Here is a 7,233-nt window from a genome sequence, read left to right on the forward strand (position 1 = left end):
AAACATGACGTTTCGCCGGGCCGCTGAAATGACAGCTCAGAAGGACGGTTCCGCGCCAAGGGCGCGGCACGTGGTGGCGGGCATTTTGTTGGCCGCCGCTTTCCTGTCGCCTTCGGCAGGCCTTGCGGAACGGCTGACGGCGGTCATCCCCAAGCAGACGATCTACCCCGGCGAAGCGATCGACGCGAGCAGGCTCGAGGTCGTCGACGTGACCAACCCCGATCTGACGGACGGCTACGTCAGGACGTTGAGCGAGATCGACGGCAAGGTCAGCAAGCGCACGCTGCTTCCCGGCCGCGTCATCCTGGCCTCCGCGCTGCGCGAGCAATACGCGGTCGAGCGCGGCTCCACGGTCCGTCTGGTCTTCAGCAATGGTGGCCTCACCATCAGCGCTGCCGGTTCGCCCCTTCAGGACGCCGCGATCGGCGATCTGATCCGGGCCCGCAACATTGATACTGGCGTTATCGTTTCCGGAACGGTGATGGCCGACGGCACGATACATGTGGTGGCGAAATGAAAATGCTTGCCTGCAAATGGTTCCTGGCGCTGGCCGTCGCGCTGTCCACAGCGATGACGCCCGCCTTCGGCGCGTCACGAATCAAGGACGTCGCCTCGCTGCAGGCCGGCCGTGACAACCAGCTCATCGGCTACGGCCTCGTTGTCGGTCTTCAGGGAACGGGCGACAGCCTGCGCTCGTCGCCGTTTACCGATCAATCGATGCGCGCCATGCTGCAAAACCTCGGCATTTCGACCCAGGGCGGTGAATCGCGCACGCGCAACGTCGCGGCCGTTCTCGTCACGGCAAACCTGCCGCCCTTCGCCAGTCCCGGCAGCCGCGTCGACGTGACGGTCGGGTCGCTTGGCGATTCCACGTCGCTGCGCGGCGGCACCCTGGTGATGACCTCGCTCTCGGGCGCGGACGGCCAGATTTATGCCGTCGCCCAGGGCTCGGTCGTCGTCACCGGCTTCAATGCGCAAGGGGACGCGGCAACACTCAATCAGGGCGTCACGACTTCCGGTCGCGTGCCGAACGGCGCCATCATCGAGCGTGAACTGCCGTCGAGGTTCAAGGACGGCTTCAATCTTGTGCTGCAGCTGCGTAACCCCGACTTCTCCACCGCGGTCGGCATGGCGGCGGCGATCAACAAATATGCCGCCGGTCAATATGGCGGCCGCATCGCCGAAGCTCGGGACTCGCAGGCCGTTCTCGTCGAAAAGCCGAAGATGGCGGACCTCGCGCGGCTGATGGCGGACATCGAAAACATCGTCATCGAAACCGACGTCCCGGCAAGGGTCGTCATCAACGAGCGAACCGGCACGATCGTCATCGGTCAGGACGTGCGCGTCAACGAGGTGGCCGTCAGCTACGGCACCTTGACCGTGGAGGTTAGTGAAACGCCGACCGTCGTTCAGCCGCTGCCGTTCTCGCGTGGCCAGACGGCGCTGGAGCCGAACACCACCATCCAGGCACAGTCCGATGGTGGCACGGTCGCCATTCTCAACGGCTCGAGCCTCCGATCCCTGGTCGCCGGTCTCAACAATATCGGCGTCAAGCCCGACGGCATCATCGCCATCCTGCAAAGCATCAAAACGGCTGGGGCCCTTCAGGCGGAGCTTGTCCTGCAATGATGAACATCGATCGTCTTCTCGGAAGATCCAGCAATGTCCTGCTCGCCTTGGCTGCCGTCGCTTCGATGCTAGCAATGCCCGGCGCGTTTGCCCAGGACGTCACCGCGCCGCCTGCCAGCAACGCCACCGTCAACGAAATCCAGCAGTTCTGCACCAATATCGCCGATGCCGCCCGCGACCAGCGCTACGTTCTGCAGCGCAAGGAACTGGAAGCGCTTCAGGCGAATGTCGACGACCGGATCGCGACGCTCGAAAAGCGGCGCGAGGAATACGAAGACTGGCTGAAGCGCCGCAACGAGTTCCTCAAGCAGGCCGAGATCGGCCTTGTTGGGATCTACAAGACGATGAAGCCGGATGCTGCCGCGGGCAAGCTTGAAATGGTCAATCCGGAGATTGCGGCCGCGATCGTCATGCGCCTGCCGCCGCGCCAGTCGTCGTTGATCCTCAGCGAAATGAGCGACGAAAAGGCGGCCATCCTCACCAACATCATCTCGAGTGCCATCGATCCGAACACCTCGAAGGAACCATCATGAAAATGCGTCTAACGGCCGTATTGGCCGCAGGCCTCCTCGCGGGATGTCAGAACCAGGCCTTCAACGAGATCGGCCGCGCGCCGGCCATGAGCCCGATCGGCAGCGGTCTGCAATATACCCAGACGCCACAGCTTGCGATGTATCCGAAGGAGCCGCGCCACGTTGCCAACGGCTTCTCGCTCTGGAACGATCAACAGTCGGCGCTGTTCAAGGATGCCCGCGCGCTCAATGTCGGCGACATTCTGACCGTCGAGATCGCCATCAACGACAAGGCGTCGTTCGACAACAAGACCGACCGCAGCCGCAAGAACACCAGCGGTTTCAATATCGGCGCAAGCGGCCAGTCGGAAGCCAGCGACTTCGGTTGGTCGGGTGACCTGGAATACGGCTCGAACACCAAGACCGAGGGCGACGGCTCGACCGAGCGGTCTGAAAAGCTGCAGCTGCTTGTGGCGGCAGTCGTCACCGGCGTGCTCGAAAACGGCAACCTCCTGATCAGCGGTTCGCAGGAAGTGCGCGTCAACCACGAGCTTCGCATCCTCAATGTCGCCGGTATCGTGCGCACGCAGGACGTCGATGCCAACAACGTGATCTCCTACGACCGCATTGCCGAGGCGCGCATTTCCTATGGTGGCCGTGGCCGCCTGACCGAAGTGCAGCAGCCGCCTTACGGCCAGCAGATCATGGACCTGATTTCGCCGATCTGATCGGCAGGGAATGGCAAGATGGAAGAACTCGAAACCGCCGCGCCCGCGAAATCACCGTCGAAGGTGATGACGATCGCCATCGTCGCCGTCCTGACGCTCGTCGCCGGCGGCGGCGGCTGGCTCGTCGGCGGTGCGCTGGCGCCACCGCCGCCCAAGGAACAGGTGGAAGCGACCAAGGACATCGCTCCGAACGCGACAGGCGAGGAGGGCGTGCCGAAGATCGCCACCGAGGCCAACGGCGTCGTCCAGCTCGAGCCGATCACCACGAACCTTGCCTATCCCTCGGAAAACTGGATCCGGATCGAGGTGGCCTTGCAGTTCGACGGCGTTCCCGACCCGGCCATGGCCGAGCAGATCCACCAGGATATCGCCGCCTATCTGAAAACCGTGTCGCTGCAGCAGATTCAGGGCCCGCGCGGCTTCCAATATCTCCGGGATGACATCCAGGAACGGGTTGACCTGCGCTCAGATGGGCGCGTAACCAATGTCATGTTCAGAACCTTCGTCATTCAATGATTCGCTAAATGATCCGGCTCATCGCCTTCATAGTCGCCATGATGGCGATGTCCGGAATCGCCGGCGCCCAGAGTTTTCCCTCTGACATCTTGAACACGCCCATCGACGGCTCGGCCGCGTCCTGGATCATCCGCACGTTCGGCCTTTTGACCGTTCTTTCGGTCGCGCCCGGCATCCTCATCATGGTCACCAGCTTTCCGCGCTTCGTGATCGCCTTTGCCATCCTGCGCACCGGCATGGGCCTGGCAACGACACCGTCGAACATGATCATGGTTTCGCTGGCGCTGTTCATGACCTTCTACGTCATGGCGCCGACTTTTGATCGCGCCTGGCGCGATGGCATCGATCCGCTGATGAAGAACCAGATTACGGAAACGGAAGCGCTGCCGCGTATCGCCGAGCCGTTCCGTGAATTCATGCTTGCCAATACGCGCGACAAGGACCTGCAGCTCTTCATCGACATCGCCAAGGAAAAGGGGCAGACCGTTGTCGTCGACGACAAGGTCGATCTGCGCGCCGTCGTTCCCGCCTTCATGATCTCCGAAATCCGCCGCGGCTTCGAGATCGGCTTCCTCATCATGCTGCCGTTCCTGGTGATCGACCTGATCGTCGCCACCATCACCATGGCGATGGGCATGATGATGCTGCCGCCAACGGCAATCTCTCTGCCCTTCAAGATCCTCTTCTTCGTGCTGATCGACGGCTGGAACCTGCTCGTCGGCAGCCTGGTGCGCTCTTTTAGCTGATCCGCCACCTCGCCGCTTCTCTTCGTTGTTACTCATTGGTTTGCTGCCCCGCGCCGACGTCTGCGTGGGGTTGCCGCCAGCGCAGACGTCCCCAAGTCGACCTCACTTCAAGGAATTATGTGGCACGTTGGGGGCGCCAACCGCGCCGTGATGACGAACGAAAAAACCCCGCCGGGTTGGCGGGGTTTCAGGCGAAGCCTGGGTGCCGACGGTTGATTCCGCCTGCGTTTATTGTGCAAAGGGCGTCGTGCGTGCCGGCAGGGCCGGAACGTCGATGAGCGCGGGCTCCAGTCCGTTCTTGGCGCGCTCGGCCATCATCTCATAAGCCTGCTCGAGGTGGCGGCAGAAGCGCTCTGCGTCGAAGAGCGGCATCTGCAGCCGGTTGTCGTCGAGCCTCCGCTTGTATTCGGCGACCTTGTCGCGGTTTGCGTAGAGAGCGACCGCCTGCTCGATATAGTCGCCGACATCGGCGGTAACGAGTTCCGGCAGTCCGATCGCGCGCAACAGGCTTTCGCTGACGCGCGAGGCGAAGTGCGTGCCCTTCGGCGTCAGCACCGGCAGCCCCATCCACAGCTGCTCTGACGTGGTCGTGTGACCATTGCAGGGGAAGGTGTCGAGGCCGACGTCGGCGGCTAGAATACGCGCCAGGTGTTGTTCGTACTCGACCTTCGTGCAGAAGATGATGCGTTTTGTGATGATACCGTAGCTCTGGAAACGCCGAAGAATATGAGCCTGGGCTTCCGGCTTGGGGCACATCAGCCAGAGAACGCTGTCGGGCGTCCTGCGCAGGATCTCGGCCCATGCCTTCATGGTTTCGACGGTGATCTTGCGGTTGGCGTTGAACGATGCGTAGACGAAAGCGTCTTCCGGTAGGCCCGCTTGCGTACGTGTCATCGCTGCCGGCCGTGGCCGGCCGGCCGGGTCGTTCGGCTGGTAGGTCTCGGGCAACCGGCAGAACCGCTCGTAGTAGTGGTCCTCGCTGCCATCGGGAAGGACATGGCGGTCGCCGATGATGTAGTCGAGGTCGACGTTGACGGTGGTGCCGGGGAAACCGAGCCATGTGGCATGCACAGGTGCGGTCTGGTGGTTGAGGATGGTAACACGACTGTTCATCGTATGGCCCTTGAGATCGACGAGGATATCGATCTGCTCGTCGCGGATCGTCTGGGCGGCCTGCTCGTCGGAAAGGCTTTCGACGCGGACGATTTTGCCCCAAGTCTGACGCCCTTCGCCAGCAACGGCGAGGTGTTTCTCCGGCGTGTAGCAGAAGAGCGTCACGTCGAATTTTTCGCGATCATGCGAGGTCAGCACGGCTTGCAGAAGCTTCATGGTCGCGTGCGGTCCCCAGAAGTCGTTCGAAAGGTAGCCCAGCCGTATCTTCTTGCCCCACACGTGCTGCATCTTGCGGCGTTCCTCGGGCAATGTTGGCGGGAACGGCTGATCAAGCGCAGCGGCCAAGCGGTTCAGTCTTTCATCGCGGCACCAGTGCACATTGTAGAAAGGCGTTTCTGCGCGCAGGAATTTGCGGTTGGTCGCTTGGACCGCACGCTCCAGCGCTTGCGCATAGTTTTCGATTTCGTTGAAGTTGTTCACTTCCTGCATGAAAACGAGATAAGCCGACAGCAGGACCGGGTTCGATGGCGTCCGCCGGAACAGATTGGTGACGATCTCGCGATCATCGTTGTTTCCGACATCAGACGTCAGCAGCTTTGCCGCAAGCACCTGGTGTTCCTGCCGGGCGCTCGCCGAGAGTGTCGATTTGAAAGGGCCGAGAATATCGGCCTGGTCGCGCTTCAGGAACAAGGTCACGATGATGTAGGCAAGTTCGGGATCGGTCTTTGCCTGCTCGAGCAAGGGGCGGCCGAGGCTCAAGGCCTGATCATCGTTGCCGCAGGCGAAATGCAGCTTCATGGCCTCCGCCAGGAAATGCTCGGAACGCAATCCGCCTTCTTCGCCGGCCAACTGATAGGCTTGCGCGGCGTCGCTGCGGAAGCCTAGCTTCAGCAGTACCTTTGCCAAAAGCGCATATGTCTTGGCATCGCGGGTAAGATCCAGCAGCTGATTAAGGGAATCGAGTGCCTCGGTGTACTGGCCTTTTTGATACTGCCGCGAAGCGGAAGAAAAGATGGTGTGGGCGTTCAAGGGAAGCTCCATGGAAAAAGCGCAACCGTTGTCACCGCGCAAGCCTGTGCAACGTCAATGTACCAAGATACCGTTTTGAAGCAGAAACCTTGCCCCAGGCGGGATTGTTGAGCGATTTGCGTATTGTTTCCCAATAAATTCAGTCTCGCTGAAGTCATCCGCGCGAAGCGAGCTGAGGTGAAAGTAACGTGCTGTTAACCATAGGATTTTGCTTCAAAATATCTTGCTGCCTTAATGAAATCGCAAGCATTGGAGGCGATATTCACCGTCACATGACGGGTTTGGTTTCCTTCACTTGCGTGAGCGGAGCCGAGTGGCATGAAGCCGGTCCGTCATTACCGGTAGGCGTTTTCAGTCCGGTATGTCCCCAACCGTGTAACCTTGTAAATTTGAGGGACAGTCTCATGACTTCTATTATGACCAACAACTCGGCAATGGCCGCACTCTCCACGCTGCGTTCGATCAATTCCTCGATGGAAACGACGCAGGACCGTATTTCGTCCGGCTACCGCGTTGGCAACGCTTCCGACAACGCTGCTTACTGGTCGATCGCAACGACCATGCGCTCGGACAACAAGGCCCTCGGCACGGTTCAGGACGCACTCGGCCTCGGCGCTGCCAAGACCGACGTTGCTTACACCGGCATGAAAGCCGCGATCTCGGTCGTTGACGAAATCAAGGCAAAGCTGGTTGCTGCCAGCGAGCCGGGCGTTGACAAGTCCAAGGTCCAGAAGGAAATCACGCAGCTTCAGGAACAGCTGAAGAGCGTCGTCAAGTCCGCTGGCTTCTCCGGCGAAAACTGGCTCTACACCGCTTCCGGCGCGACTGCACCGGGCACGAAGTCGATCGTCGGTTCGTTCAACCGTGACTCCAACAGCAATGTCAGCCTGACGACGCTCGACGTCGACACGACCAAGACCATGCTGATCGACGAAGCAGCAACAGCAAACGGCCTGCTCA

7 protein-coding genes and 1 pseudogene are annotated in these 7,233 nt (G+C 60.8%); 7 read left to right on the forward strand and 1 reads right to left on the reverse strand.

From position 1 onward, the window contains the following. Nucleotides 1–4: 4 nt before the first annotated feature. The 6 genes from flgA to fliP are packed head-to-tail and all read left to right on the forward strand — an operon-like array spanning nt 5 to nt 4,131. Complete coding sequence (gene flgA / locus BC360_RS18235) at nt 5–517, forward strand: flagellar basal body P-ring formation chaperone FlgA (protein ID WP_065784660.1); 513 nt, start codon at nt 5–7, stop codon at nt 515–517. Further along, complete coding sequence (locus BC360_RS18240) at nt 514–1,629, forward strand: flagellar basal body P-ring protein FlgI (RefSeq protein WP_065784661.1); 1,116 nt, start codon at nt 514–516, stop codon at nt 1,627–1,629. Before flgA ends, BC360_RS18240 begins: the two co-directional genes overlap by 4 nt. Continuing rightward, on the forward strand, nt 1,629–2,162 hold the full coding sequence (locus tag BC360_RS18245; RefSeq protein WP_413813750.1) for a MotE family protein: 534 nt from the start codon (nt 1,629–1,631) through the stop codon (nt 2,160–2,162). The genes BC360_RS18240 and BC360_RS18245 overlap by 1 nt, the downstream gene beginning before the upstream one ends. Continuing rightward, nucleotides 2,159–2,869 (forward strand): flagellar basal body L-ring protein FlgH, encoded by a 711-nt coding sequence (gene flgH, locus BC360_RS18250; protein ID WP_065784663.1) that lies wholly within the window; start codon nt 2,159–2,161, stop codon nt 2,867–2,869. Before BC360_RS18245 ends, flgH begins: the two co-directional genes overlap by 4 nt. Nucleotides 2,870–2,887: 18 nt before the next feature. Further along, nucleotides 2,888–3,385, forward strand: coding sequence for a flagellar basal body-associated FliL family protein (locus BC360_RS18255; RefSeq protein ID WP_065784664.1), 498 nt, complete (start codon nt 2,888–2,890; stop codon nt 3,383–3,385). 8 nt (nt 3,386–3,393) lie between these two features. Further along, the gene (gene fliP / locus BC360_RS18260; protein WP_053250460.1) at nt 3,394–4,131 is read left to right on the forward strand and encodes a flagellar type III secretion system pore protein FliP; all 738 of its coding nucleotides are present in this window, start codon (nt 3,394–3,396) and stop codon (nt 4,129–4,131) included. Nucleotides 4,132–4,359: 228 nt separating this feature from the next. Here the strand turns inward: fliP and BC360_RS18265 are convergent, their stop codons facing one another. Further along, nucleotides 4,360–6,285: a glycosyl transferase gene (locus BC360_RS18265; protein WP_065796401.1), complete on the reverse strand. Its 1,926-nt coding sequence runs from the start codon at nt 6,283–6,285 to the stop codon at nt 4,360–4,362. A gap of 392 nt (nt 6,286–6,677) precedes the next feature. On the opposite strand from BC360_RS18265, the pseudogene BC360_RS18270 reads away from it, so the two are divergent. Further along, nucleotides 6,678–7,233: pseudogene (locus BC360_RS18270) on the forward strand (flagellin); the annotation flags it as partial.

The sequence above is a fragment of the Ensifer sp. LC163 genome (genome assembly GCF_001695855.1).
GTDB lineage: Bacteria > Pseudomonadota > Alphaproteobacteria > Rhizobiales > Rhizobiaceae > Ensifer.

What these genes read in the sequence shown, in the direction of transcription:
- BC360_RS18245 (WP_413813750.1), top strand. Translation starts at nt 1,629, where the DNA reads ATGAACATCGATCGTCTTCTCGGAAGATCCAGCAATGTCCTGCTCGCC.
- BC360_RS18255 (WP_065784664.1), top strand. Translation starts at nt 2,888, where the DNA reads ATGGAAGAACTCGAAACCGCCGCGCCCGCGAAATCACCGTCGAAGGTG.
- flgH (WP_065784663.1), top strand. Translation starts at nt 2,159, where the DNA reads ATGAAAATGCGTCTAACGGCCGTATTGGCCGCAGGCCTCCTCGCGGGA.
- fliP (WP_053250460.1), top strand. Translation starts at nt 3,394, where the DNA reads ATGATCCGGCTCATCGCCTTCATAGTCGCCATGATGGCGATGTCCGGA.
- BC360_RS18240 (WP_065784661.1), top strand. Translation starts at nt 514, where the DNA reads ATGAAAATGCTTGCCTGCAAATGGTTCCTGGCGCTGGCCGTCGCGCTG.
- flgA (WP_065784660.1), top strand. Translation starts at nt 5, where the DNA reads ATGACGTTTCGCCGGGCCGCTGAAATGACAGCTCAGAAGGACGGTTCC.
- BC360_RS18265 (WP_065796401.1), bottom strand. Translation starts at nt 6,285, where the DNA reads ATGGAGCTTCCCTTGAACGCCCACACCATCTTTTCTTCCGCTTCGCGG.